We start from the raw sequence: 24940 nt of genomic DNA on the forward strand, positions 1-24940 counted from the left end.
CCTCGCCTGGAACGAATCCTTCTGGACTATCAGGCTGACGACCACCAATGCAGCCCCGCTGACGGCCTTCATCGCCTCCTTCTCCTCGCCGCAGGGGCTGTTCTGGGCAAAACTCTCGGCCGCCTCGATGATGGCGATCGCCCCCATTCTCGTCATCGGCTGGTTCTCGCAGAAACAACTCGTGCGTGGCCTCACCTTTGGCGCCGTGAAATAAGGAACGACAATAATGGGCAGCATTTCCCTTCAGAACGTGTCCAAGCTCTTCGGCGAGGCAAAAGTCATCCCGTCGATCGATCTCGATATCCATGACGGCGAGTTCGTCGTCTTCGTCGGCCCGTCCGGCTGCGGCAAGTCAACGCTGCTGCGCCTGATCGCCGGGCTCGAAGACGTCTCCGGCGGAAAGATCGTCATCGATGGCAACGACGCCACCGAAAAGGCCCCGGCCGAGCGCGGCCTTGCCATGGTGTTCCAGTCCTATGCGCTTTATCCGCATATGAGCGTCAGGAACAACATCGCCTTCCCGCTGAAGATGGCCAAGCTCGACAAGGCCGTCATCGACAGGAAGGTCGAAGACGCGGCCCGCATCCTCAACCTCACCGATTATCTCGAACGCCGGCCCTCGCAACTGTCGGGCGGCCAGCGCCAGCGCGTCGCCATCGGCCGCGCCATCGTGCGCGAACCAAAAGCCTTTCTGTTCGACGAACCGCTTTCCAACCTCGATGCGGCGCTGCGCGGCACCATGCGGCTGGAAATCTCCGAGCTGCACAATACACTGAAGACAACGATGATCTACGTTACCCACGATCAGGTGGAGGCCATGACCATGGCCGACAAGATCGTGGTCTTGAACCGCGGCAATATCGAGCAGGTCGGCTCACCGATGGAGCTTTACCGCTCCCCCGCCAACCTCTTCGTCGCCGGCTTCATCGGCTCGCCGCGCATGAACCTGGTGACCGGTGATTACGCCCGCAGCAAAAACGCCACCACCGCCGGCGTGCGGCCCGAGCACCTGAAGCTGTCGAAGGACAGCGGCCTGTGGCAGGGCAAGGTCACCGTTGCCGAACATCTCGGATCGGATACGTTCCTGCATCTCGACGTCCAAGGTATCGGCCCGATCACCGCCCGCACCGATGGCGAGTTCGAATGCAGGCATGGCGATACCGTCTTCATCACACCCGATGACAGCAAGATCCACAGGTTCGATGATAAGGGTATCGCGATATGACGGGGAGACTGGAAGGCAAATCCGCGCTGATAACAGGCTCGGCGCGCGGCATCGGCCGCGCCTTTGCCGAAGCCTATATACGTGAGGGGGCGCGGGTCGCCATTGCCGATATCGACTTCGATCGCGCCAGTAAGACGGCCCGTCAGATCGGCGAAAATGCCTATGCCGTCGAACTCGACGTGACCAAACAGCATTCCATCGACACCGCCATCCGCACGGTGGAGGGCCAGACCGGTGGCCTCGATATCCTTATCAACAATGCCGCGCTGTTCGATCTCGCACCGATTGTCGAGATCAAACGCGAGAGCTACGAAAGACTGTTTTCGATCAACGTGTCCGGCACGCTGTTCATGATGCAGGCCGCCGCAAAAACAATGATTGCTCGGGGAAAAGGCGGCAAGATCATCAACATGGCAAGCCAGGCGGGCCGGCGCGGCGAGGCCTTGGTGGCGGTGTATTGCGCCACCAAGGCCGCCGTCATCAGCCTCACCCAATCGGCGGGGCTCGATCTCATCAGACACGGCATCAACGTCAATGCGATTGCGCCGGGCGTGGTCGATGGCGAACACTGGGACGGCGTGGATGCGCTGTTTGCGAAATATGAAAACCGCCCTGCTGGTGAAAAGAAGCGGCTGGTCGGGGAGGCTGTGCCCTTTGGCCGCATGGGCCGTGCCGAGGACCTGACCGGCATGGCGATCTTCCTTGCCTCCGATGAGGCACAATACATCGTCGCCCAGACCTATAATGTCGATGGCGGCAACTGGATGAGCTGAGTACCGGGCGTTTGCCGCCCGGTCTTGGCACGAACAACGTTTCCCCTTCGAGGATCGTGACATGACATGCAAACTCTCCCTCGCAACGCTTGACGACGCCAGAAAAACCGCGGCTGTTCCGGCCTATTCCCGGGCCGATCTTTCCGCCGGCATCGTGCATTTCGGCGTTGGCAATTTTCACCGCGCCCATCAGGCGGTCTATCTGGATGACCTCTTCAACACGGGCGCGGACCATGACTTCGCCATCATCGGCGCGGGTGTTCTGCCATCCGATGCGGTGATGCGTGAAAAGCTTGCCGCGCAGGATTTCCTGACGACGGTGGTGGAGCAGGACAATAACCGCACCGGTGCGCGTGTTACCGGGCCGATGATCGACATTCTGCAAGTTGGCGATACGCAGCGCATCATCGATACGCTCGCCGATCCGAAAATCCGCATCGTCTCGATGACGATTACCGAGGGCGGTTATTTCATCGATGCTTCCGGCTCCTTCAACCCGCAGCATCCGGCCATTGCCGAGGATGGCAAAAACCCGGCCTCGCCGAAAACCGTGTTCGGCCTCATCGTCGCCGGGCTGAAGGCGCGGCGCGACAAGGGTCTGCAACCCTTCACCGTCATGTCCTGCGACAACATTCCCCATAATGGCAAGGTCACCAAGAATGCGGTGGTGGGGCTCGCGGCTCTCTCCGATCCGGCCTTTGCCAACTGGATCGGCGAAAACGTCGCTTTCCCCAATTCGATGGTCGACCGCATCACGCCCGCCACCGGCGAGCGCGAACGCAATATTGCCCGCGACGATTTCGGCATCGAGGACAACTGGCCGGTCTTCTGCGAGGAGTTCAAGCAATGGGTGATGGAGGATAATTTCCCCGCAGGTCGCCCGGCGCTCGAAAAGGCGGGCGTGCAGTTCGTCAAGGATGTCGCGCCCTATGAGCATATGAAAATCCGCATCCTCAACGGCGGCCACGCGGCAATCGCCTATCCGGCCGCGCTGCTCGACATTCATTTCGTGCATGAGGCGATGGAGCATCCGCTGATCCGGGCATTTCTGGCAAAGCTCGAAAGGCAAGAGATCATTCCGGTCATTCCGCTCGTTCCCGACACGAATCTTGCGGATTATTTCGGGCTGATCGAACGGCGTTTCCTCAATCCGAAAATCGGCGACACCATTCCGCGCCTAGCGCAGGACGGCTCCAACCGCCAGCCGAAATTCATCCTGCCCTCCACCGCTGACCGTCTGGCGCGTGGTGAGGATATTATCGGCCTGTCGCTGGTCTCGGCGCTCTGGTGCCGTTATTTCTACGGCACCTCCGACAGCGGCAAGGAAATCACCTTCAACGACGCCAGCGCCGAGCGCCTTCAGGCGGCGGCCGTCAAGGCCAAGGATGATCCGATGGCCTTCCTCGCACTCGACGATATCTTCGGAACGGTTGCCGAATCGGAGCTTTTCCGTAAACGCTTCGCCCATGCATTGAAGACGCTGTGGCAAGAAGGCACGGCGAAGACCTTGCAGCTTTATCTGGATGACAAGCTGGCTGAAAAGTGACCATGAGATGGAAGACGAGACCAGGCCCCTTTTGATTTTCGATTGTGACGGCGTTCTCGTCGACAGCGAGCCGGTCTCCATCTCCGTCCTTCTCGATATGCTCTCCCATCTCGGTGTGACGATGGGGGAGGAGGAGGCCTATGAGCGCTTTCTCGGCCGCAGCGTCGCCAGCATGACGGCGACGCTGTTTGAGGATTACGGCGTCGAGACCGACATCGATTTTCTCGATCATATGCGCGCGACGCTGTTCGAGCGCTTCCGCACCGAGCTTCGGCCGATTGACGGCATATCCGAAACGCTGGACAGGCTCCTGCCGCTGCGGCGCTGCGTCGCTTCCTCAAGCCAGCCGGAGCGCATCCGTTATTCGCTGGGGCTGACCGGCCTGATCGATAAATTCGAGCCCCATGTCTTCAGCGCCACCATGGTGAAGAACGGCAAGCCGGCGCCTGATCTTTTCCTGCATGCGGCGCGCCAAATGGGTGCTGATCCGCGTCACTGCATCGTGATCGAGGATAGCCCGGCGGGCATTGCCGCCGCAAAGGCAGCCGGCATGGGCGTTTTTGCCTTTACCGGCGGTTCGCATGCCCGCTTTCCCGCATTCCGCGAAAAGATCGCCGGGCTTGGGGCGGATACCGTGTTTGACGCGATGCCGGATTTGGTCCAACTTGTCGGCAATTATGTGGGGAAGGGCGGTTTTGACAGGCGGGCGGAACGCGATGCAGGCTGAGCGGGACTCTGCCTGCTGCCGTCCGGAGGTCGTTGCGCAAGGGATGGAATTGCAGTCTTGATGCGTCAAAATCTCGTCGCTGTCGATGTCGGCACCGCCAGCGCCCGGGCCGGAATTTTTGATCCGGCCGGCCGGCTGCTTGCCCGTTCCACCCATCCGATCCTGATGCAGAGGCCGCAGGAAAACCACGCCGAACACGATTCCACCGATATATGGAACGCGGTTTGCATCGCAGTCAAAGCAGCGCTTGCCGAGGCCGGCGTTTCGCCGCAAAGCATCGCCGCCATCGGTTTTGACGCCACCTGCTCGCTCGTCATCCGTGATGGGCGGGGTGATCCCGTTTCGGTTTCCGTTACCGGTGAAGACCGGTTCGACACCATCGTCTGGCTCGACCACCGGGCGATAGGTGAGGCCGACCGGCTGACGGCATCCGGACACCGGGTGCTGGATTTCGCCGGCAACAGCGTCTCACCGGAAATGCAGATACCGAAGCTGATGTGGCTGAAGACACATATGCCGGCAAGCTGGTCGCGCATGTCCTTCGCTTTCGATCTGGCGGATTTCCTGACATGGAAGGCGACCGGTTCAGCGCAGCGTTCAAATTGCACGCAGACGGCGAAGTGGAATTTTCTGGCGCAGGAAAATCCCGGCTGGCAGGCGGATTATCTGGAACTGGCGGGCCTTGCCGATCTGAAGGAGCGGGCGGGTCTTCCCGAAACCACCGTGATGCCGGGGAAAAGCATCGGCCCGCTTTCGCCCGAAGCTGCCGCCGAGCTCGGTCTCGATACCGGCTGTGCGGTGGCGGCGGGCATGATTGACGCTTATGCCGGCGCGCTTGGCGCGCTTGGCGGCTGCCTGTCGGCAGATGTCGGCCGGCATGTGGCGCTGATCGCCGGGACTTCGAGCTGCCTTGTCGCCATGTCGGAGCGGCAGATGCCCGGCCACAGCCTCTGGGGGCCCTATTGGCAGGCGATCCTGCCCGGGCACTGGCTGGTGGAAGGCGGGCAATCAGCCACCGGTGCGCTGCTCGACCATATCGTACGCATGCATGCGGCAGGCGGTGAGCCGGATACGGCGGTGCATGCCCGCATCGTTGCGCGGGTAACGGAATTGCGCGCGCTTGAGGGCGAGGCCTTCGCCGAGCGGCTGCATGTGCTGCCGGATTTCCACGGCAACCGCTCGCCGCTTGCCGATCCGCATGCCGTCGGCGTCATCAGCGGCCTGACTTTGGATACGTCTTTCGACAGTCTCTGCCGTCTTTACTGGCGCACAGCCGTCGCGATTGCGCTTGGCGCCCGCCATGTGCTCGATGCGATGGAGCGTTTCGGTTATGCGGTGGAAACCCTGCATGTCACGGGCGGTCATGTGAAGAACCCGCTGCTGATGGAACTTTACGCCGATGTGACGGGCAAGCGCATCGTGGTTCCCGCAACCGCCGACGCGGTGCTTCTCGGAACGGCAATGACGGCGGCGACGGCCGGCGGGGTGCATGCGAGCCTTGCTGCTGCAGGGGCTGCCATGTATCCGGGCAATGCGGAAATAACAGGCAACCCGGCGCTCGCCCCCCGTTATGAGCGGGATTACAGGCGTTTCCTCGCCATGTACCGGCATCGGCAGGAACTGGAGAGCCTTTGATTTTCTGAAGGAAAATACAAGGCCGAGTGGGTGCCGCGCGTTTCTTCTCCCCGCCGGGGAGAAGGTGGCCCGAAGGGCCGGATGAGGGGGAACGCCAGCGATAGAACGCACCTTAGCCCCCTCATCCCGCTGCCGCGGACTTCTCCCCGGCGGGGAGAAGAAACGAGCGGCGACCGTTCGATCCGTATGCTGCCGCTGCTGCTAAGCGCAATCAGCCGCGCAGCGAGCGTTTCAGGGCGGTGAGGTTCTTTGCCCTTGCCCTGCCGCTGTCATCGGCGCTGGCGCCAAGCGCACAGAGGGTGAATTCCAGCAGGGAAACCAGTTGCAGCAGGCCCTGGCCGCCATTCTGCGCCTGCGGCATGGCAAGACAGAGATCGGTGCTTTCCGGCCCCCATTCATAAAAGCGTGTGGTGATCAGCAATGTCCTGTAACCGCTCTTGCGCGCCATTGCCGACAGGCGTTGCAGCGGCGACAGGCTGCCGCCGCAATCCATGATGACGAGCAGGGTGTGAGCGGCGTCGAAATCCCACAGCGCGACATAGGCCGCGCTGTCGCTGCCGAGATAATGGATATGGCCCCGGCTCTCCAGAAGTCGCCCGTAAAAATGACGCCCGGCGTCGAGACCTTCCGGGGAGGTTGCCAGAAAAACATCGCCCGCCGTGGCGATCTCGTTCATGGCAATCCGCCAGATCGACTGGGTGGTCATGTCGAAGGCGGTCTGAATGGCCTGTATCTGTTGAGACAGAAGCTGCGAAAACGGGTTGGACTGGCGTTCACCGGCTTCTGCCGTTGCTGGCTGATCCGCACCGGCGGCTTCTTCGGCATGGCGCAGATCGGCGCGGATATCGCTGAATTGCCGGTATCCCAGGGAGCGCAGGAAACGGCCGACCGTCATCGGACTGAGGCTGAGCTTGGCGGCCAGCGTCTGCGCCGTCTCGAACGGCAATTCGTCCAGATGTTCGATCAGATATTTGGCGATCTTGCGCTCGGAAGGGGTGCCTGCCTTCATGGCGCGCGTAAGGTTCAACAGCAGCTTTTCCACCAACGCCTCATTCTTTTATCTTTATTGAACGATGATGCATGCGCGCGCGCAAACGAGCGTGCGAACCGCAATTTGACGGTGGGGGATAGCTTCTCCGGCCTTGTCCTCCACCGGACCGGAATGCGAATTATAATAGATGGATTATTATATTTTAGAGATACCTTTTATTCAAGAGAAATTCCATCTGCGGTTTAAATCCGGATATCCGGCATCTTTCCGCCCGTCTTGCAGAGCGGGCGGGCAGCGCTTATCTCTCGCCTGGTAAGAGTATTTCAACGCTAAAGGCGTCGAGGAGTTCCGAATGATTTTTGATGCGGCGAGGCTTGCCTTTCACAATCTCTTTGCCGCCGAAACCCGGTCGGTGTTCTGGAAGGTTCTGGGGCTCACGCTTCTCGTGCTGGCGGCGCTCTGGTTCGCCATCCGCTCGATCTTCATTTATTTCGCCCTGCCGTGGGTGGATACGCTGATACCCGGCGTGCCTGATTGGGCGGGCTGGCTGAGCTTCGTTTTCGCCATTTTCGCGGGAATAGGCCTTGCACTGGCGCTCGCGCTGCTGATTTCGCCGGTCACCGCCGTCATTGCCGGCCTGTTTCTCGATGATGTCGCCGAAGTGGTTGAGAAAAAGAACTATCCGAACGATCCGCCGGGCAAGGCGATGCCGATCGGCGAGGCGGTGCTGTCTTCCATCAAGTTTTTTGGTGTCGTCATTGCCGGCAACCTCGTCGCGCTGTTGCTGCTTCTGGTGCCGGGCGTCAACCTCATCGCGTTTTTCCTCGTGAACGGCTATCTGCTCGGCCGGGAATTCTTCGAATTTGCGGCGATGCGTTTCCGAACACCCCTGGAAGCAAGGCAGTTCCGCTCAAAACACCGCGCCACCGTCTTCATGGCCGGGCTGGTGATCGCGGCCTTTCTGGCGGTGCCGTTCCTCAATCTGCTGACGCCGCTTTTTGCCGCCTCGATGATGGTGCATCTGCACAAGGCCGTCAGCCGGCGCGATCCCTCATTCGCCGCCGGCCGCACCGAACAGCTGCGCGGGTAACTCCACCAGCGGCGCCGGAATATCAAAGGTCTTTTCCGGCGATTTGCAGATATCGGCGATCACACAGCGTTCGCATTCGGGCTTGCGCGCCTTGCAGCAGTAACGCCCGTGCAGGATCAGCCAGTGATGGGCATGGAACAGATATTGTTCGGGAATGATGCGGATCAGCCGGTCTTCAACCTCGTCAGGGGTCTTGCCCGGCGCAAGACAGAGCCGGTTGGCAATGCGGAAGACGTGGGTATCTACCGCAAGCGTGGGCACGCCGAAAGCCATGGACATCACCACATTGGCGGTCTTGCGGCCGACGCCGGGCAGCGTCACCAGCTCCTCGCGGGTTCTCGGCACCTCGCCGCCGAAATTGTCGATCAGCATCTGCGACAGGGCAATGACGTTTTTCGCCTTGTTGCGGTAAAGTCCGATGGTCTTGATGTGGCCGATCAGCTGTTCTTCGCCGAGCGCCAGCATTTTTTCCGGCGTATCGGCCACCTTGAACAGCGCGCGCGTGGCGCGGTTCACGCCCACGTCGGTCGCCTGTGCGGAAAGCGCCACGGCGACCAGCAGGGTGAAGGGATTGGTGTGTTCCAGCTCGCCTTTCGGCTCCGGCCGCTGAATGGAAAAACGGCGGAAGATTTCGGTCAGCTCATCCTTGGAATAGGCCGTTTTCACCCGCGCCGGCTTGCGGACGGATGCCGGATTTGACTTTTTCAATGTTTGGGTGCTGGATCGTTTTTTGGCGACTGTCATGGACTATTTATAGCCAGCCCGCCCAAAGGAAAGCAACGTGGATACGCTCAACGACCAGCCGATTTTCGCGGCGGAACTCGTTCCGCACCGTTCGCTTGGCAGAAGGGGTTTCCGGCTGCTCCTGCTTTTCTCCGGTCTGGCCTGCCTTGTCTATGGCGGCTTTTTCCTCGCCACCGGGGCATGGCCCGTCGGCCTGTTCTTCGGGCTGGATTTTCTGCTGCTTTATGCCGCCTTCCGCGCCAATTACCGGGCGGCGAAGGCGCGGGAAGAGGTCAGCGTTTCGCGCACCAGCCTGTCGATCCGCAAATTTTCGCCGGCCGGGCGTATGGTCGAGCATCGCTTCAATCCCTTCTGGGCGCGCTTCAGGGTCAGGCGGCACGACGAGATCGGCATCGTCTCCATGCATGTGACGGGTGAAGGCCGGGCGACCGATATCGGTTCGTTTCTCAATCCCGATGACCGTGAAAGCTTCGCCAAGGCTTTCGGCGGCGCGCTGGCGACTGTGCGGCGGCGGATGTGAAACGAACATTCCTTGCGTATCGTGATACCGCGCAAGAAACGGGTGGAGACGAAGTCGCTTTAATGGTTTTCTCTTACCCGTTAGGAGATTTGCGATGAACGCCAATATTACGCTGAACGAAGACATTACGCCCATCGGATCCGACTACGATACGGTGCGCGGGGTTATCGAGCTTTTGACGCTGGATTATCGCGAGCAGCCCTCCCTTGAAGCCATCGCCGCAGAGCTCGGCCAGTCGCCGACGCAATTGCAGAAGACCTTCACCCGCTGGGCCGGTCTTTCGCCCAAGGCATTCCTGCAGGCCGTGACGCTTGATCATGCCAAGAGGCTGTTGCGTGAAGAGGACCTCCCGCTGCTGGAAACCTCGATCGAGGTCGGCATGTCGGGGCCGGGACGCCTGCACGATCTGTTCGTGACCCATGAAGCCATGTCACCCGGCGAATGGAAGGCCAAGGGCGGCGGGCTGACGATCCGTTACGGGTTTCACACCTCGCCCTTCGGTCTTGCGCTGGTCATGGTGACCGATCGCGGTCTTGCCGGCTGCGCCTTTGCCGATCCGGGTGAGGAAAGGGCCTGTTTCGAGGACATGGCCGGTCGCTGGCCGAATGCTGACTATGTCGAGGATCGCGAAGCGACCGCGCCCTATGCTACCCGCATCTTCGATCCGTCCATGTGGTCGGCGGACAGGCCGCTGCGCGTCGTGCTGCTCGGCACGGATTTTCAGGTGCGGGTCTGGGAAAGCCTCCTCAAAATCCCGATGGGCCGCGCCGTCACCTATTCGCACATCGCCTGCGATATCGGCCAGCCCACGGCTTCCCGCGCCGTGGGTGCGGCAGTCGGCGCCAATCCGGTCTCCTTCGTCGTGCCCTGCCATCGCGCGGTCGGTAAAAGCGGGGCGCTGACCGGTTATCATTGGGGCCTGACCCGCAAGCGGGCGCTGCTCGGCTGGGAAACGGGGAAGGTGTGAGTTTGGACGACCGTTCGAGCCCCGCAACAAGACGCACTAAAGAAGATGCGCTGCCGGAGAGTTCGTTACTGCAGAAGAGATCGGCGTTGTTTTGAGCAAATATGCCAAGGCATGAAATGCCCGGAGTTCTCGCGTATTGTCATCCTCGGCCCTGTGCCGAGGATCTAATCACGTAGAATAAAATCAATCGGTTGCAGATCCTCGGGACAAGCCCGAGGATAACGGTGGAGGTTGGATGACTGCCCGCGAATGGCCCGACGAGGCTTAAACCAATTCCATCAACGCCCGGGCCGCTGCCTCGTCCGTTATCAGCGTATTGCACCCGATGCGCTTGATCGTGGCGCGGATGGCGACGGCGCGGTGGGCGCCGCCGGAGGCCAGCACGATGTGTTTGGCCTTGCGCAGCGTATCGAGATCGATGGCCATGGCGCGCTGATTGATCGGGTGATCGACGGAACGGCCTTCCGCATCGATGAAGTTGAACATGGTGTCGCAGACGCAGCCGGCGTCGATGAGTTCCTGCAGCGTCGCTTTGGAAATGAAACCCTCCGACAGCGAGGTCGAATGCGGGCCGATATCGCCGCAGGAGACGATGGCGAGGTCGAGCGTTTCGGCCAGATCATAAAGCGTCGCAAGCCCGCATTTTTCGATCAGCGCCCGTTTGGTCTCGACGGAATCCACCAAAAGCGGCGCGAGGAACATGTAACATTCCGCCCCGAGCGCGCTTGCCAGCCGCCAGGTGTAATCGAGCGGGTTGGTCTGGTGTACGGCGACGATACCGCCGAGCAGCGAGACGACCTTGCAGTTTTCCCGGCGCGGCGGGCGGAAGCTGGAAAGCGAAGCGGTCATGGTGCGGCCCCAGCCGACGCCGATGGTGGCGCCGTTCGGCACCGCTTCGGAGAGGAATTGCCCGAGCGCCAGACCCACGGCCTTGGCCGTGCCCTCGACGCTTGCTTTATCCGGGGAGGGAATGATGACGGCTTCATCCAGCCCGTAAGCCGCCTCCAGCCGGCCGGCCAGTTCGACGAAATCCTCGATGCCCTCGTTGATCCAGATCTGCACCTCGGAACGCTTCATCGCCTCGTCCAGAAGGCGGATGACGGTGGAGCGGCTGATGCCAAGCTTTTCGGCGACGTCTTTCTGCGTCATGCCCTGATTATAATAAAGCCATGCGGCGCGCAGCCTCAGCGAAGCCGCTTCCGAATAGGCCGTATGGGTTTCTCTTCTCAGTTTCGCCACGGTTTCCGCCATTCTTTATGTCGGCGGAGTATCGCAGGCGTGAAACTTATGTCAATTGCGATGCGCAAATGTCTTGACTTTGGGCCGTGCCGCTTGCGATAGTCGGAGCCGGACAAACCGCGATTTCGGCCTTGGGCGCACCCATGGTGCGGGAACGAAAAGACGGGTGAGCAAGTTTTCAAGAGATCATGAAGGATCATTCGATATGACGTCCAAACTCGAACAACTTCGCGCCATCACCACGGTTGTTGCCGACACCGGCGATATCGAGGCGGTTGCGCGCCTGAAGCCGGTGGATTGCACCACCAATCCCACCATCGTTCTGAAAGCACTCGGCACGCCTGCCTTTGCGGATGCGGTGAAGGAAGCCGTCGCATGGGGCAAGAAGCAGGGCGGCCAGTCCGACGCCGTTGTTGCCGCTGTTGCCGATCGTCTGGCCATTTCTGTCGGTGCGGCGCTTGCCGGCCTCGTTCCGGGCCGCGTTTCGACCGAAGTCGATGCCGACCTTTCCTTCGATACGGAAGCCTCCATCACCAAGGCGCGCCACATCATCGCGGCCTATAAGGAGCGCGGCATCGAGCGTGAACGCATCCTCATCAAGCTTGCCTCCACCTGGGAAGGCATCAAGGCTGCCGAAGTGCTGCAGTCCGAAGGCATTGACTGCAATCTGACGCTCCTGTTCTCGCAGGCCCAGGCGATTGCCTGCGCCGAAGCCAAGGTGTTCCTCATCTCGCCCTTCGTTGGCCGTATCCTTGACTGGTACAAGAAGTCGACCGGCGAGAACTACACCGCCGAGACCGATCCGGGCGTCGTCTCGGTGCGCAGCATCTACAACTATTACAAGGCCAATGGCATCAGCACCGTCGTCATGGGTGCGTCCTTCCGCAATGTCGGCGAAATCGAAGCGCTGGCCGGTTGCGACCGCCTGACGATCAGCCCGGCGCTGCTGGAAGAGCTGGACAAGGACAGCGGCAAGCTGGAGCGCAAGCTTTCGGCTGACAACGTCAAGGCAGAGCCGCTGCAGTCGCTCGACGAGAAGGCGTTCCGCTGGGCGCTCAACGAAGACGCGATGGCCACGGAAAAGCTCTCGGAGGGCATCCGTTTGTTCGCCAAGGATCTGGTGACGCTGCGTGAGATGGTCCGCAAGGAGCTGACGCTGGCTGCGGCCTGATGCAAAAAAGGGGGAACCATCCACGTTCCCCCGACGTTTAAGAGATATAATCTCCAGTCACTCAAAACGCGATCGGGTCCCTGCCGGTCGCGTTTTTTTGTGCGTTTCAGGAATTTCCGTTTCCGGTCGCCACTTCGGAAATCCGCTTTGCCGCCTCGCGGATCAGTGCTTCGCAGGCCTCACGTGTCGGCGCCTTGCCGCCAAGCGGTGTGATATAGGGGCAGGTGATGACGGCGAGCGCCGTGCCATCGAGCGTCAGTACCGGCGCGGAAATATTGCGCACGCCGGCGGTCTGAAGGCTGTCCATGGATTCGAAACCGTTTTTGCGCACCTCCGCCAGCCGCCCGGCAAGCTCCGGCGGCACGGTTTCGCCGCTGCCGCGCACCTGTTCGGTTATCATGATCTCACGCTGCGCCTCGGTCTGGAAGGCCAGAAGCACATGGCCGGAGCCGGTGTGGAACAGGCTCATCTGCGCGCCGACCCGCATGGACATGGCCCAATAGGTGGCGGATTCCTGCTGGGCGATGACGACGACGCTGCCGCGGTCATAAACGGCCAGATGGCAGGCCTGCTCCGCGCTCGCCGAAAAATCGCGCATCACCGGCGCGGCGAAGGAGACCAGCCGGCGTATCGGCGCATGGAAATGGGCGAGCCCGAACATCTTCAGCGTCAGCGAGAACCGGTCGCCGTCAAGCCGCTGCACGTAGCCGCGGCGCACCAGCCGGTCCAGCATGCGATAAAGCTCGTTCGGGCTTTTACCGATAGACTTGGCGATCTCGATCTGCGTCAGCCCGCCATCGGTGCGGGCCAGAAGCTCGAGAATGTCGAGACCCTTGTCGAGGGCGGGAGCGCGATATCTTTCGCTGTCGTCGTCGGTCATCTGGCCTCGATGTGTTTTCTATGAGTGCCCGGCGGAGGCGCCATAAAATATGGTTGCCCGATACCCGACATCCGCGCAAGTTTGCTTGACGCCATATGAATACCGCGTTTACATATGAATTGTCGATCCATATTTGAGATCATCGAAATTCAGCGGTCCGGTCCCCGAAGGGCGGGCGCGCCTTAGCGGGAGGCTATTCATGGTGCAGGATTTTAACGGCCGGACAGTGGTGATCACCGCCGCCGGTCAGGGTATCGGCCGGGCGACGGCGGAGCGGTTCATCTCGCTCGGCGCGCGCGTCATCGCCACTGATATCAACGAGCAGGCGCTTTCGACCCTCAAGGGTGCGGAAACCCGGGTTCTGAACGTGCTCGATGGAGATGGCGTCAAGGATTTCGCCGCCGATATCGGCCATGCGGATGTGCTGTTCAACTGCGCCGGTTTCGTTCATTCCGGCACCATTCTGGACTGCGAAGAGAAAGACTGGGATTTCTCGTTCGATCTCAACGCCAAGGCCATGTACCGCACCTGCCGCGCCTTCCTGCCGGGCATGCTGGAAAAGGGCAAGGGCGCGATCGTCAACATGTCTTCGGTTGCATCAAGCGTGAAGGGCGTGCCGAATCGTTTCGCCTATACCGCCTCGAAAGCGGCCGTGGTGGGCCTGACCAAGGCGATCGCCGCTGACTTCGTCACCAAGGGCATCCGCTGCAACGCCATCTGCCCCGGCACGGTCGACAGCCCGTCCTTGCATGACCGCCTGCGCGCCACCGGCAATTACGAACAGGCGCTGGCCGATTTCATCGCCCGCCAGCCGATGGGCCGTATCGCCACGCCGGAAGAAATCGCCGCGCTCGTCACCTATCTTGCTTCGGATGAAGCGGGCTTCACCACCGGCCAGATCCATGTGATCGACGGCGGTTGGACAGGCTGAAATCCATTACGGGAGAGAGGAGAGGCGACCGGCGTAAAACCCGGTCGCCTTTTTTCATTCAGACGACGGCGCTTCCGGCCATCAGTGCAAGCACGAGGAAGACCAGGAAGATCACCACAGCGATGAAGAACAGGATGCGGGCCACGCCCGCCGCGGCTGCCGAAATGCCGGTAAAGCCGAATACGCCTGCGATCAAAGAAATGACAAAGAAAATAAGAGCCCACTTCAGCATGGTGCTTCCCCTTTTGCATAATTTTCCCGAGCCCGCCGCCCCGCGACTGGCTCAGTAAAAATGACGCGCAAAAGGGGAAAATGTTCCACACGCCCGCAAAAATCGTTGTTTTAGAAGCCTGTTTCCCCCGCCGCGTCGATCCGCCGGGCTTTCCAGGTGGTGCGGATGAAGGTGGCGACGAAAGCAAGGCTCATGAACATGACGATGGTGGGGGCCGGCGCACTGTCGATCAGGAAACTTAGCCATATGCCCGAAAGCGATGAGGCGACCGCCACCGTAATCGCCACCAGCAGCATGGCGGAAAAACGCCGGGTCAGCAGGAAGGCGATTGCGCCCGGCGCCACCAGCATGGCGACCGAGAGGATGATGCCCACAGCCTTCAACGCGCCGACCACGGTGAGCGACAGAACCATCAACAGACCATAATGCAGGATACGCACCGGCAGGCCGATGGCTTTGGCGTGCTGCGCATCGAAGGCGTTGACCAGCAGGTCCTTGCGCAGCATGCCGAGGAACAGCGTCGCGAAAAGCGCGATCAGACCGGTTTCCAGCATGTCTGAGGGCGCAATGCCCAGCATGTCGCCGAAGAGGATGTGATCGAGATGCACGTCGCTCTGCACCTTCACATAAAGCACCAGCCCCAGCCCGAACATGCCGGAAAAGACGATGCCGAGCACCGTGTCTTCCTTGATGCGGCTGTTTTCCTTGATGAAACCGGTGCCGAGCGCACAGATCATGCCGGCGATGAACGCACCGATGGAAAGCGGGATGCCGACAATATAGGCCACCACCACGCCGGGCAGCACGGCGTGGGAAACCGCATCGCCCATCAGCGACCAGCCCTTCAGCACCAGAAAACAGGACAGCATCGCCATCGGCACCGCGATCATCAGCGTGATCACGAAGGCATATTGCATGAAGGGCAATTGAAACGGCAGGATGGCGAGTTCGAGATAGTCGCTCATGGCGTTTCCTCCAGCGCCTTGCGGGCCTTGGCCCTCGAAGCGAGAAGCCCGTGTTTGGGCGCAAAAACGAAGGCGGCAAGGAAGATCGCAGTCTGCAGCACGACGATGACGCCGCCGGTTGCGCCATCGAGGAAATAGCTGAGGTAAGCACCGACGAAGCTGGTGGCCGCGCCGATGATGAGGCTCATAAGGATCAGCCGCTCGAAACGGTCGGTCAGGAGATAGGCGGTGGCGCCCGGCGTCACCACCATGGCAACGACGAGGAAGGCCCCGACCGTCTGCAGGGCGGCAACCGTGGAGGCGGCCAGCAGGGTGAAGAAGATCACCTTCAGCACTTCCGGTTTCAGCCCCACGGTGCGGGCGTGGTTCTCATCGAAGAACACCACCATGAAGTCACGCCATTTCAGCGCCAGCACGATGAGGCTGATGCCGCCGATCAGCGCCAGCTGGATCGTGTCTTCGGTGGTGATCGCGAGAATATTGCCGAGCACGATGGTCTGGATATTCACCGAGGTGGGCGAGAGCGACACCATGAACAGCCCGAGCCCGAAAAACGAGGTGAAGATCAGCCCGATGATGGCGTCTTCCTTCAGCCGTGTCTTCTGGTTCAGGAACAGCATGGAGCCGGCCGCAAGCCCACCGGACAGGAACGCACCGAGCGAAAAGGGCAGGCCCAGCATATAGGCGCCCGCAACGCCGGGAACGATGGCATGGGAAAGCGCATCGCCGATCAGCGACCAGCCCTTCAGCATCAGATAGGCCGAGAGAAAACCGCAGACGCCGCCCACCAGTGCGCTGACCCAGATGGCGTTCAGCATGTAACCATAGGTGAAGGGCTCAAGAAGGCTGTTTATCATCGACTTTTTCTTTCGGAGCCTCAGGATCGCGCCCGTTCTGGCCGTTCTTGCCATAGATCACGAAGGGCCGCTCGTCATCGGTTATGACCTTAACGCGGCGCGGATCGGCGTCGTTATGCAGGTCGGCCCCGCCAAGCACGAAGTGGCGCAGGCTGCCGCCAAAAGCCTTTTGCAGGTTCTCCTCGTTGAAGGTATCCGCCGTCTTGCCCGATGCCAGAACCGTGCCCTTGACGAAGACGGCGCGGTCACAGAATTCCGGCACGCTGCCGAGATTATGGGTGGAGACCAGCATGACCCGGCCCTCGTCGCGCAGCGCCTTCAGAAGCGTGACGATCTGCTCTTCCGTTGTCACATCGACACCGGTGAAAGGCTCGTCCAGCAGGATCACCTGACCCTCCTGCGCCAGCGCGCGGGCCAGAAACACCCGCTTCTTCTGCCCGCCCGAGAGCTCACCGATCTGGCGCTTGCGATAATCGAGCATGTTGACGCGTTTCAGCGCCTCTTCCACCATCTGGTGGTCGCGTTTCGAGGGGATGCGCAGGAAATTCATATGGCCATAACGACCCATCATCACCACATCCTCCACCAGCACCGGAAAACTCCAGTCCACCTCCTCGGCCTGCGGTACGTAGGCGACGAGGTTTTTCCTGAGCGCTTCCTTCACCGGCAGGTCGAAGATCGAGACGGAACCGGCGGCCAAAGGCACGAAACCCATGATCGCCTTGAAAATCGTGGACTTGCCGGCGCCATTGACGCCGACAAGTGCAGTGATCGTTCCGCGGGGGATGGAAAAGCTGGCATTTCTTAATGCGGTGTGGCCGTTTCGATAGGTCACTGTCGCATTTTGAACCGTCAGGCCGCCGCCTGATTTTTTACTGCCCATTCTCATGAAGACAGCCCCTTGGCGATGGTTTCGCTCGTCACGCGCAGGAGGTCGAGATAGGTCGGAACCGGACCATCGGCTTCGCTCAGCGAATCCACATAAAGAATGCCGCCATAGGCCGCACCGGTTTCCTTGGCCACCTGCTGGGCGGGATCGGCGGAAACCGTGCTTTCGCTGAAGATGACGTTGATATTGTGCTCGCGCATGGCGTCGATCACCCCGCGAACCTGCTGCGGTGTGCCCTGGCTGTCGGCATTGACCGGCCACAGGAACAGTTCCTTCAGGCCGAAATCACGGGCGAGATAAGAAAAAGCGCCTTCGCTCGTTACCAACCAGCGCTTGTTTTCAGGCAGGACGGAAAGCGTGTCGCGGATCGGCTGCACGGTGGCCTTGATCTTGTCCGAATAGGCCTTTGCATTGGCGGCATAGACATCGGCATGGGCGGGGTCGATATCCGTCAGGCCCTTGCGGATATTTTCCACGTAGATCAAGGCGTTATCGGGCGACATCCAGGCGTGCGGATTGGGCTTTCCCTGGTATGCCCCGCCGCTGATGGCCATGGGTTTCACGCCCTCGCTCACCGTCACGCTCGGCACGCCGGAAAGGTTGACCAGGAACTTCTCAAACCACAATTCCAGATTGAGGCCGTTGCGAAGCACCAGATCGGCCTTGCGGGCTTTGAGAATATCGCGCGGCGTCGGCTGGTAATTGTGAATTTCCGCACCCGGCTTGGTGATGCTTTCCACCTCGGCCGCATCGCCCGCCACGTTGCGCGCCATATCCGCGATGATGGTGAAGGTGGTCACGACAACAGGTTTTTCCTGGGCAAGGGCCGCACCGGGGAGAAAAAGCGAGAGGGCGAAAACTGCATGCCGGATTTTTTGAAAGTTCACGGGGCTCACCAGATTTTGTTGCGATTAATTCGCAATACCATCTGTTATAAAATCACCCTTGTCAACGCTATTGCAAATCATTCGCAAATTAGTGGATTTCAAGAATGTCTGAAAATGGTGCGTTTTTGCCGGTGACGCGCCGGTGGGATTAAACTTTTTTCAATGAGAAAGCGGCACTATCGCAGGGCTCGGACAGCGTGGTCCGTAGCTTGTCCCGCGTGTGTTCCTCATCCATCGAGCCACGTTTTGGGATGAGGGCGTAAGACGGGGTACTTGATGTCAGGATGTTGCGGGTGAAAGCTGTATTCGGACGAATGCGGTTTTCGCGCAAGCTCGTTATGATTGGAGGCGGGATCCTGCTTTTGGCGGGTGCGACCGGTTCTGCTGCCGTATTCATCGGCAGCGATCGGCTGCTTGGTCCATCCTACGCTTCCACCAACGGGCTCTCCTGCGACGCGGTCCAGACAGTCAACATTCGCAAGAACGGTTCTTTATGGGTCCGTAAATTCATTCGTACCCAGGGCGGTGATGGCACAGAGCGGCTGAAGACCGCACTGCGCGTCGCCCAGGCGGTTTACGACAAGCAGAAACCCGATCTGGTTCAGGTCTCCGTGCTCGACAAGAACGGTCCGCAGCTGCGCTCGGAAATGCGCGGCCGCGCCATTGCCGCGCAGGTGGTTTTCATCCCGGACCTCGCCAAAATCCCTGAGGGTGCGGAGGCGCGGCGTTATTCGGCCTTTTATTACGATGGCGCGGCAAACGGCGCCGGGCAATTTTACGGGCTGCGCATCGATTTGCCGCTGGAAGATACCGAAGCGCTGGCGGCAAGCCTCAGCGATTCAGCCGATTGCGCAACCCCGGCTCTGGATGCCGGCTCTGAAGGTCACGACGCAAAACCCGCAAAGAGCGCGACGGGCCACGGCGAAACCAAGGATGATGGCGCAGGCGGCCACGGCGGCGCGCCGGCGGAAACCAAGGAAGGCGGCGCCGGTGCGGAAGCCCATGGCGAAACCCCGTCTCCCGAAGCGCATGGCGAACCCACCGCCGATGAACTTCTGACCTCGACACCGGAAGCCGATGGCGGCAGCATCTTCAGCCTGTCCTACCTGAAATCGCTGATCTTCGGAAAAGGCTCAACGACCGCACAGGCGGCGGAAGAGAAGCCGGCGACCGAAAATGCGCCTGCGGAAGAACCGGGTGCGGAGAAAAAGGCCGCAAGCCACTAAGCGGGCGAGGGCGGTTCTCGGAGAAACCTTCCGGCGACCTTGCCCCCGGTCGCGTCAGATATCGGGTCCGATCCGCAGACGGCCAGCCGGATTTGGAAATTTCTTGCGCTTGTTGACGATTGCCGGAGAGAAACTCTGCGACAGGGCGGCAAAGGCGGCAATTCGGGCGATCAGCTTTTCCCGCTCACCCTTTGTCACGGCTTCGTAGCTTTTGATCTCGTCGATGTAACCCGTCAGCCATTCTTCATATTTGCCTTCGCTCCACAGCCGCTCAGTCGCAAACACCGCGTCTTCCAGCCGGTCATAGGCAACAAGCGTCCGTCGCCAGCGATGCTCGTCGAAATCCAGCGCGCCATTTGCAAAAAGCGATCCGACCTCAAGGCCGTAGCTCATCAGTTTTGCCGAGCGTTCCGGCGGCATCGTCAGGTTTAGCCCGCCTTCCTCCTCATTGAGGAAAACGCGGGCGATGCGCTCCCTTTGGCCGGGCATGGTGGCGAGGGACTGGTCCTGCCAGTCCTTCGCGGAACTGAGGATGCTGCCCAGGAAGCCGCTCATTTTTTCCATCTTGTGAACGGGCACGCCTATCCCTTCGCCAGCCGCCTGCGGGATGGTGACGCGCTTCATGCTGCCGGCGATGGATTTCGGCAATTCATCAAGGCTGAGGGCAAAAGTCGGACGCGACGGAAGCAGGGCGTCGAAAAGATGAATGGGAAAGTTGCTGCTGATGCCGCCATCGGAGAACCAGATTTTCGCCTTCATGACAGGCCGTGCGTCGCCGCTGATACGCCGCACGATATCCAGCGTGCCGCGATCATTGGTATAGGCCGGAATCGCCTTGAACAGGACCGGGAAACTCAGGCTCATGCGCGTGGCGATGATGACCGGCAGCTGGGCGGGTTCCGGAAAGGCCTTGAATTCGGGAAAGGGTCCGCCCGGTGTCGCGATCTGCTTCAGCCAGTCCATCACGCCGGCGGGAAACAGCCGGCTCCATTCCTTCGGGTCGTAGGCCACCATGAGATTCGTGGTCGGAAGCGTGTGCGGCCGCCGCATTGACAGGTTCGTCGTGACCATCTTCAGGTTTATGACCGGCTTCTCCGGCTCCGGGCCAATGAGATCGCCGAAGGTCAGCGGCGGCGCCGTTGCGGCGTCGCTGCCGAAAGCAATGTCCTGGATCGAGGCATGCAGCCATTCCGTCAGGCCCGGAACCTCCGCATCGGAAACCGTCAGTCCTGAACAGAAGCCGAAGCCGTCCTTCGGCAACCGGTGAAAAACCAGCCACAGCATCTGGCCAAGGATGCCGGCCAGCATGCCCACCAGCCCGCCGAGAACGGACCCGGCGCAACCGCCACCCAGAGCCCACAAGATGCCGGCGCCGATGACAATGCCTGTTATGGCCGCCAGCGGAAAAGCCATGGGCAAGCCCAAAACCTTGCCCGGCCAGCCACCGGCCTGCGCCCAGAGCAGATATCGCATCAGGGGGCGAAAACGGCGCTCCGGCTGGAAAAGCCTGTCCAGAATAGTGGGTATCGTGTCGCAATGGGCCTGCAGGCGGGTGAACCCATCGGGATCCTTCCTGACGGTGCGGGAATATTCTGCCGCAGCCGCGAAAGCGGCGGCAATCGCCCCGGCCGATGTGCCGCCAATCGAGCGGAAACGGTATCGGCGCGCCAGTTCCAGAACCGCATAGGGATAAACGACACCGGAGGTGATGCCGCCCTTCATCACCACGTCGCATTCCTTTTCAGGGGTTGCGAACATATCAGGCTGGTATCTGGGAAGCTCATTCTCGGGCATGCGTATTTCCCCCCGGCGGCTCCTGATCGAAAGCCGTCAAACACAATGCGAATGATGCGGAATGGGTATCACAAGTTGAGGCGATATCGCCAGTATATTCTACTAAAAGTTATATGAATTTATTCGATCCGCTCACAGATGGCCGAATAGTTACTTGCCGTGTCTATGTAGGGAGAGGAAAGCCGACAGCAAACGGGGCGAAGCCTCGCCACACACTCCGGCGTCATCCGCGGGCCTGTCCCGAGGATCTGCAACGGATTGACTTTATTGGACGTGATTAGGTCCTCGGCACAGGCACGAGGATGACGCCGAAAAAATACGTCCCCTTCGCCACCAGCGAGAAAATCGGGGAGCGGCAGGCGGCCGCGAGGCCGCCCCCGGTTTCGTCTGATCAGTCCGCCTTGTTGCGGCGGGCCGGGAAGAGGATAACGTCGCGGATCGAGGGCGCGTTGGTGAGCAGCATGATCAGACGATCGACACCGATACCGAGGCCGCCGGCGGGCGGCATGCCCTGGTCGATGGCGTCGAGGAATTCGTCGTCGAGCTGCTTGTCCTTTTCGCCGCGGGCATGGGCTTGCTCCAGCTGCTCCACCATGCGGCGGCGCTGTTCTTCGGGATCGTTGAGTTCGGAGAAGGCGTTGCCCACTTCCCAGGCGTTGCAATAGCTCTCGAAACGCTCGACGAGGCGCGGTTCGCCCGGCACTTCCTTGGCGAAGGGCGAGATATCCTTCGGGAAATGCGTGACGTGGCTCGGCTGGATCAGCGTGCCTTCAACCTTCTCTTCGAAGATGAAGGCAAGGCATTCGCCCCAGGTCCAGTCCTTCTCGACGGCAAAACCGGCGGCCTTGGCGGCAGCGCGGGCTTCTTCATCGGTCTTGATGGCGAGAAAGTCGATACCGGTCGCTTCCTTTACCGCGTCAGGCATAGGCACGCGCTTGAACGGACCCTTGAAGGAGATCGTCTGGCCCTGGAATTCAACTTCGGTCGTGCCGTGCAGGGCAATCGCCAGCGTCTCGAACAGCCGCTCCACGAGACCCATGATGTCTTCGTAGTCGGCATAGGCCCAATAGCACTCCATCATGGTGAATTCAGGATTGTGCCTTGTGGAAACACCTTCATTGCGGAAGTTGCGGTTGATTTCAAAGACCTTGTCGGAAAGGCCAGATACCAGCGTGCGCTTCAGGAACAGTTCCGGCGCGATGCGCAGATACATGTCCATCTTCAGCGTGTTGTGGAAAGTCTTGAACGGATCGGCCGTCGCGCCGCCATAGACGGTCTGCAGCATCGGCGTTTCCACTTCGAGGAAGCCTTCGGCCTCCATGAAACGGCGAATGCCGGACAGGATCTTCGAGCGCTGCAGGAAGCGCAGCTTGGATTCCTCGTTGGCGAGAATATCGAGATGGCGCTTGCGGTAACGCAGCTCGATATCGGAAACGCCATGCCACTTCTCCGGCATCGGCAGCAGCGACTTGGTGAGCATGGTGATTTCTTCGGCGTTGATCGTCAGCTCGCCGCGCTTGGTACGACGCACCTTGCCGGTCACGCCGATGATGTCGCCGATATCGATCATCGGCAGCAGATTGCGCGCCGTTTCCGGCGTCGTGTCCTTGTGGGAGAAGATCTGCACCTTGCCCGAGGCGTCATGGATATCCATGAACATGCCGGAATTGCGCGATGAATAAACGCGGCCCGCCACCGTCACCGTGTCGCCGGTTTCGACGTCGGCTTCGATATCGGCATATTTTTCCGCCAGCTCCGCATTGGTCAGCGTGCGGTGGAAATGCGCCGGATAAACGTCGCCGATCTGCTCGCGCAGCAGCGCAAGTTTCTGGCGACGCACTTCTGTCGCGTCGGAGGAAAGGGCGGTGGTTTCGGTTGTCTTGTCGTTCATTGTGTTCGCCTTTAGCGGGCTTTGTTTGTTGCGGGTGGCCTCTGTGCGCTGGGCTTACCCCCCTCTGCCCTGCCGGGCATCTCCCCCTCAAGGGGGGAGATCGGATGCCGCGCCCGCCCGTTCCATGGGCAAGGTGTCAGCCGCTTGTCGATCTCCCCCCTTGAGGGGGAGATGCCCGGCAGGGCAGAGGGGGGTAAGCCCCAGGCAGAGGGCGTATTCTAGAATGCTGCCGTCACCGCCAGCATCAAATTATCAGCTTCCGCTGCCGACCATCGTGGCCACAACGGCAATCGCCGCCTTCAGCCGCTGGCGCACCACGGAGCGGCCGAGCAGCGCCATGCTGTCAAACAGCGGCAGCGAACGCGACGAACCGGACATGGCGACAAAAAGCGGCGGCGTGACGACGCGCAGCTTCTTGCCCGTGCGTTCGGCGACATCGCGCAGTTCGGCCTCGATCGCTTCCACGTTCCAGTCCGGCATTTTTTCCAGATCGGCGGCAACGGTGGTGAGGATTTCGTGGATTTCCTCCGGCTTGCTCTTCAGGCCCGCAAAGGAGGCCGGCGTCAGGCCGGCATCGCTTGCCAGCAGGAAGCCGGCAAGGTTCGGCAATTCGCCGAGCTTGGAAATGCGGCTCTGCGCAAGCTTCAGGCCCTCGGTCAGACGGGCATTTTCCATCGCCCATTCCAGCGTGCGGGCAATGAAGTCTTCCGGTGTGAGCTTCTCGCGCAGCCAGCGGCCGTTCAGCCAGTCCAGCTTCTGGATATCGAAGATGGCGCCGGCCTTGGAAAGCGCTTCCGGGTCGAACTTCGCCGCCAGCTCGTCCATGGTCAAAAGCTCTTCGCCTTCGGCGATCTGGATGAAGAAGAGGCCAAGGAAGTTCATCAGCGCTTCCGGCAGGTAGCCGAGCGCGGAGTAATAGGAGATCGAGGTCGGGTTCTTGCGCTTGGAGAGCTTGGACTTGTCGGCGTTGCGCATCAGCGACAGATGCATGAACACCGGCTGCTCCCAGCCGAAATAACGATAAAGCAGGATGTGCTTGGGCACGGATGCCAGCCATTCTTCGCCGCGCGCCACATGGGTGATCTTCATCAGATGGTCATCGATGACGTTTGCCATGTGGTAAGTCGGCATGCCGTCGGCCTTGATCAGCACCTGCATGTCGACCGAATCCCACGGGATAGAGACATCGCCGTAGACGCCGTCATGGAAATCGCACGAACCTTCGGTCGGGATCTTCATGCGCACGACGTTGGCTTCGCCGGCGGCAACGCGGGCGGTCACTTCCTCGGCCTTCAGGTGGAGGCAAAGGCCGTCATATTTCGGCGGCTTGCCGGCGGCGCGCTGCGCCTCGCGCATCTGCTCAAGCCGCTCGGGCGTGCAGAAACAGCGAAAGGCATGGCCCTTTTCCAGCAGCTCTTCGGCATAGGGCCAGTACATCGGCTTGCGCTCGGACTGGCGATAGGGACCGTAAGGGCCACCGACATCGGGACCTTCCGACCAGGTGAGGCCGGTCCAGCGCAGCGCCTCGAGCACCTTCTGCTCATATTCCAGCGTTGAGCGGGTGGCGTCGGTATCCTCGATGCGCAGGATGAACTCGCCGCCGTGTTTCTTGGCGAAGAGATAGTTGAACAGCGCGATATAGGCGGTGCCGACATGGGGCTCGCCGGTGGGGGAAGGTGCGATGCGGACGCGAACGCCGGAAGTGGTCATGAAATTCACTCGTCGTGACGTGGCAGTGACATGGGGGCGAAGTAGCCCTT

The 24940-nt window shown here is 60.6% G+C and carries 23 protein-coding genes and 1 pseudogene; 12 read left to right on the forward strand and 12 right to left on the reverse strand.

Annotated elements, in window-relative coordinates; translation table 11 throughout:
• The 6 genes and pseudogenes from CFB10_RS21725 to CFB10_RS21750 form a co-directional block, all read left to right on the forward strand.
• Positions 1-214, forward strand: a pseudogene (locus CFB10_RS21725) (carbohydrate ABC transporter permease); the annotation flags it as partial.
• 12 nt (positions 215-226) lie between these two features.
• Positions 227-1225 (forward strand): ABC transporter ATP-binding protein, encoded by a 999-nt coding sequence (locus tag CFB10_RS21730; RefSeq protein WP_088567174.1) that lies wholly within the window; start codon positions 227-229, stop codon positions 1223-1225.
• Entirely contained in the window at positions 1222-1998 is a 777-nt protein-coding gene (locus CFB10_RS21735; RefSeq protein ID WP_020009111.1) for an L-iditol 2-dehydrogenase, read from the forward strand. The genes CFB10_RS21730 and CFB10_RS21735 overlap by 4 nt, the downstream gene beginning before the upstream one ends.
• Before the next feature lie 61 nt (positions 1999-2059).
• Positions 2060-3544 carry a mannitol dehydrogenase family protein gene (locus CFB10_RS21740; protein ID WP_020009110.1) on the forward strand — a complete coding sequence of 495 codons (1485 nt, stop codon included), beginning with the start codon at positions 2060-2062 and terminating at the stop codon, positions 3542-3544.
• Positions 3545-3551: 7 nt separating this feature from the next.
• On the forward strand, positions 3552-4271 hold the full coding sequence (locus CFB10_RS21745; RefSeq protein ID WP_026363380.1) for an HAD family hydrolase: 720 nt from the start codon (positions 3552-3554) through the stop codon (positions 4269-4271).
• A gap of 60 nt (positions 4272-4331) precedes the next feature.
• The gene (locus tag CFB10_RS21750; RefSeq protein WP_020009108.1) at positions 4332-5906 is read left to right on the forward strand and encodes an FGGY-family carbohydrate kinase; all 1575 of its coding nucleotides are present in this window, start codon (positions 4332-4334) and stop codon (positions 5904-5906) included.
• Between the two features lie 211 nt (positions 5907-6117).
• Here CFB10_RS21750 and CFB10_RS21755 read toward each other — a convergent pair whose 3' ends face one another.
• Positions 6118-6951, reverse strand: a complete 834-nt coding sequence (locus CFB10_RS21755; RefSeq protein ID WP_020009107.1) for a MurR/RpiR family transcriptional regulator — start codon at positions 6949-6951, stop codon at positions 6118-6120.
• 298 nt (positions 6952-7249) lie between these two features.
• On the opposite strand from CFB10_RS21755, the gene CFB10_RS21760 reads away from it, so the two are divergent.
• Positions 7250-7987 carry a sulfate transporter family protein gene (locus tag CFB10_RS21760; protein ID WP_020009106.1) on the forward strand — a complete coding sequence of 246 codons (738 nt, stop codon included), beginning with the start codon at positions 7250-7252 and terminating at the stop codon, positions 7985-7987.
• Here CFB10_RS21760 and nth read toward each other — a convergent pair.
• Entirely contained in the window at positions 7949-8731 is a 783-nt protein-coding gene (gene nth / locus CFB10_RS21765; RefSeq protein ID WP_020009105.1) for an endonuclease III, read from the reverse strand. The two genes, CFB10_RS21760 and nth, sit on opposite strands and share 39 nt — an antisense overlap.
• Before the next feature lie 37 nt (positions 8732-8768).
• On the opposite strand from nth, the gene CFB10_RS21770 reads away from it, so the two are divergent.
• On the forward strand, positions 8769-9251 hold the full coding sequence (locus CFB10_RS21770) for a DUF2244 domain-containing protein (RefSeq protein ID WP_003523126.1): 483 nt from the start codon (positions 8769-8771) through the stop codon (positions 9249-9251).
• Between the two features lie 94 nt (positions 9252-9345).
• Positions 9346-10218 carry a bifunctional helix-turn-helix domain-containing protein/methylated-DNA--[protein]-cysteine S-methyltransferase gene (locus CFB10_RS21775; protein ID WP_020009104.1) on the forward strand — a complete coding sequence of 291 codons (873 nt, stop codon included), beginning with the start codon at positions 9346-9348 and terminating at the stop codon, positions 10216-10218.
• 264 nt (positions 10219-10482) lie between these two features.
• On the opposite strand, the gene CFB10_RS21780 is transcribed toward CFB10_RS21775, so the two are convergent.
• Positions 10483-11457, reverse strand: a complete 975-nt coding sequence (locus CFB10_RS21780) for a sugar-binding transcriptional regulator (protein WP_026363379.1) — start codon at positions 11455-11457, stop codon at positions 10483-10485.
• A 205-nt stretch (positions 11458-11662) separates the two neighbouring features.
• Here CFB10_RS21780 and tal point away from each other — a divergent pair, with 205 nt between their 5' ends.
• Complete coding sequence (gene tal, locus CFB10_RS21785) at positions 11663-12628, forward strand: transaldolase (protein WP_003505415.1); 966 nt, start codon at positions 11663-11665, stop codon at positions 12626-12628.
• Positions 12629-12734: 106 nt separating this feature from the next.
• Here the strand turns inward: tal and CFB10_RS21790 are convergent, their stop codons facing one another.
• Entirely contained in the window at positions 12735-13508 is a 774-nt protein-coding gene (locus CFB10_RS21790) for an IclR family transcriptional regulator (RefSeq protein ID WP_020009102.1), read from the reverse strand.
• Between the two features lie 199 nt (positions 13509-13707).
• Here CFB10_RS21790 and CFB10_RS21795 point away from each other — a divergent pair, with 199 nt between their 5' ends.
• A complete protein-coding gene (locus tag CFB10_RS21795; protein WP_003499083.1) occupies positions 13708-14439 on the forward strand; it encodes an SDR family oxidoreductase in 732 nt (243 codons plus the stop codon).
• Between the two features lie 58 nt (positions 14440-14497).
• Here the strand turns inward: CFB10_RS21795 and CFB10_RS21800 are convergent, their stop codons facing one another.
• The 5 genes from CFB10_RS21800 to CFB10_RS21820 all read right to left on the reverse strand — a co-directional run bounded on the left by CFB10_RS21800 (position 14498) and on the right by CFB10_RS21820 (position 18269).
• Positions 14498-14671 (reverse strand): DUF1328 domain-containing protein, encoded by a 174-nt coding sequence (locus CFB10_RS21800; protein WP_003499086.1) that lies wholly within the window; start codon positions 14669-14671, stop codon positions 14498-14500.
• 110 nt (positions 14672-14781) lie between these two features.
• On the reverse strand, positions 14782-15636 hold the full coding sequence (locus CFB10_RS21805; RefSeq protein ID WP_020009101.1) for a metal ABC transporter permease: 855 nt from the start codon (positions 15634-15636) through the stop codon (positions 14782-14784).
• Positions 15633-16493, reverse strand: a complete 861-nt coding sequence (locus CFB10_RS21810; protein WP_003505419.1) for a metal ABC transporter permease — start codon at positions 16491-16493, stop codon at positions 15633-15635. The genes CFB10_RS21805 and CFB10_RS21810 overlap by 4 nt, the downstream gene beginning before the upstream one ends.
• Positions 16474-17382, reverse strand: a complete 909-nt coding sequence (locus tag CFB10_RS21815) for a manganese/iron ABC transporter ATP-binding protein (RefSeq protein ID WP_026363378.1) — start codon at positions 17380-17382, stop codon at positions 16474-16476. The genes CFB10_RS21810 and CFB10_RS21815 overlap by 20 nt, the downstream gene beginning before the upstream one ends.
• Positions 17379-18269 carry a metal ABC transporter substrate-binding protein gene (locus CFB10_RS21820; protein ID WP_020009099.1) on the reverse strand — a complete coding sequence of 297 codons (891 nt, stop codon included), beginning with the start codon at positions 18267-18269 and terminating at the stop codon, positions 17379-17381. The genes CFB10_RS21815 and CFB10_RS21820 overlap by 4 nt, the downstream gene beginning before the upstream one ends.
• Positions 18270-18583: 314 nt before the next feature.
• On the opposite strand from CFB10_RS21820, the gene CFB10_RS21825 reads away from it, so the two are divergent.
• Complete coding sequence (locus CFB10_RS21825; RefSeq protein ID WP_020009098.1) at positions 18584-19495, forward strand: hypothetical protein; 912 nt, start codon at positions 18584-18586, stop codon at positions 19493-19495.
• Between the two features lie 54 nt (positions 19496-19549).
• Here the strand turns inward: CFB10_RS21825 and CFB10_RS21830 are convergent, their stop codons facing one another.
• The 3 genes from CFB10_RS21830 to gltX form a co-directional block, all read right to left on the reverse strand.
• The gene (locus tag CFB10_RS21830) at positions 19550-21289 is read right to left on the reverse strand and encodes a patatin-like phospholipase family protein (protein WP_020009097.1); all 1740 of its coding nucleotides are present in this window, start codon (positions 21287-21289) and stop codon (positions 19550-19552) included.
• A 391-nt stretch (positions 21290-21680) separates the two neighbouring features.
• The gene (lysS, locus tag CFB10_RS21835) at positions 21681-23180 is read right to left on the reverse strand and encodes a lysine--tRNA ligase (protein WP_020009096.1); all 1500 of its coding nucleotides are present in this window, start codon (positions 23178-23180) and stop codon (positions 21681-21683) included.
• A gap of 252 nt (positions 23181-23432) precedes the next feature.
• Entirely contained in the window at positions 23433-24890 is a 1458-nt protein-coding gene (gene gltX, locus CFB10_RS21845; protein WP_020009095.1) for a glutamate--tRNA ligase, read from the reverse strand.
• Between the last annotated feature and the right edge of the window lie 50 nt (positions 24891-24940).

It is taken from the genome of Agrobacterium sp. 719_389 (genome assembly GCF_900188475.1).
GTDB classification, from domain to species: Bacteria; Pseudomonadota; Alphaproteobacteria; order Rhizobiales; family Rhizobiaceae; genus Agrobacterium; species Agrobacterium radiobacter.